The sequence below is a fragment of the Dietzia sp. NPDC055343 genome (assembly GCF_053645265.1).
In genome coordinates this window covers 1-1642 of record NZ_JBSHMJ010000140.1, presented here as the reverse complement: position 1 = coordinate 1642, position 1642 = coordinate 1, and the positions used below count along the sequence as shown (strand labels likewise).

1 protein-coding gene is annotated in these 1642 nt (G+C 65.3%); it reads left to right on the top strand.

The features are described from left to right. Positions 1 to 111 precede the first annotated feature (111 nt). A complete protein-coding gene (locus tag ACWIE7_RS19175; protein WP_454070333.1) occupies positions 112 to 1626 on the top strand; it encodes an IS1634 family transposase in 1515 nt (504 codons plus the stop codon). Positions 1627 to 1642 lie beyond the last annotated feature (16 nt).

Sequence of the window (1642 nt, the reverse complement as noted above, 5' to 3'; positions counted from 1 at the left end):
ACCTGAGTTGGACCTCTTGATGGGGTTTCGGGGCCAGCGGCATTCATCGCTGCTGGTCAGCGGACTTCGGGTAAGGGATTCGGGGCACTAGCCGGGCTGTAGTTTGTGGGTGTGAGCCCGTTCGTGCGGAAGGTGAAGACGTCGTCGGGAGCGACGGCGGTGCAGATCGTGGAGAAGATCCGCGGTCAGCGGAAGATCTTGGAACACATTGGGTCCGCGCACACCGAGGGCGAGCTGGCTGCGTTGATCGCGGTGGCAAGGGGCAAGATCACCGCCGGCCAGCAGCCGCTGGAACTGGGCTTGGAGCCGGAAGCGCAGGTCCGTTCCGGCGGGGATGCGATGGTGCGCCGGCACTCCAGTGAACTGCTGTGGCAGACGTTGACTAGCACCTTCGACGCCCTTGGCTTCGATGCCGTGGCCGATGAGACGTTCAAGGCGCTGGTGTGCGCCCGGCTGGTCGAGCCGACCAGCAAACTTGATACACCTCGCGTCCTGGACGACATCGGCGTTGATGCTCCGCACTTGTCGAGCATCAAGAGGGCGCTTGCTCGCTGCGTCGAGCGTGACTACCGCACCGTGCTGGCAACCGCGTGCTGGGAGCACGTCACCTCCGCCGGCGGCCCGGGCGTCGCCGTGGTGCTGTACGACCTGACCACGCTGTACTTCGAGGCCGAGAAAGAAGACAGCCTGCGCAAGGTGGGCATGAGCAAGGAACGCCGCGTGGACCCGCAGATCACCGTAGGTCTGCTGGTGGCCAGGGACGGGTTCCCGCTGGATATTCACGTCTTCGAGGGCAATAGAGCTGAGACCAAGACGCTCATTCCGGTCATCACCGCCTTCCAGCAGCGCCACGAGATCAGCGACATGGTCGTGGTCGCCGATGCCGGGATGCTCTCAGCGGCCAACCTCAACGCGCTCGAGGACGCCGGACTGTCGTTCATCGTCGCCTCCCGCACCTCCAAGGCACCGAAGGAGCTGGAGGACCACTTCGGGCGGCGTGGCAACGCCATCGACGACGGCGAGGTCGTGGAGTTGATCCGCCCGATGGGGCAGGGACGGGATCGGCGCGACCGGAGGGTGGTGTGGCACTACAAGTGGCAGCGTGCTCAGCGGGATCGCCGCACGCTCAACGCGCAGATCGACCGCGCGCAGCGGGTCGCTGACCGGTCAGAACCGCTCAAGAAGCAGCGGTTCGTCAAGGTCACTGGCCAAACCGTCGCCCTGGACGAGGCGTCGATCGAGCGGGCGCGGCAGTCGGCCGGCTACAAGGGCTACGTCACCAACATCGACTCGTCCGTGATGGACGGCCATGCCGTCGTGGCGGCGTATCACGACCTGTGGAAGGTCGAGCAGTCCTTTCGCATGGCCAAGTCTGACCTGAAGGCGCGGCCGATCTTCCACCGCACCCGCGACTCGATCGAAGCGCACCTGACCATCGTCTTCGCCGCCCTAGCGATCGCCCGCCACCTGCAAAATCGCACCGGGTCGTCGATCAAGAAGATCGTGCGGACACTGCGCCGGATCCACACCGTGGTCATCGACGTCGACGGACACGAGCTCACCGCTCGCACCCCGCTCGACGACGACTCCCAAGCCATCCTCACAGCCATCGCCGCGGGGCACTAACGAGGTCCAACTCAGG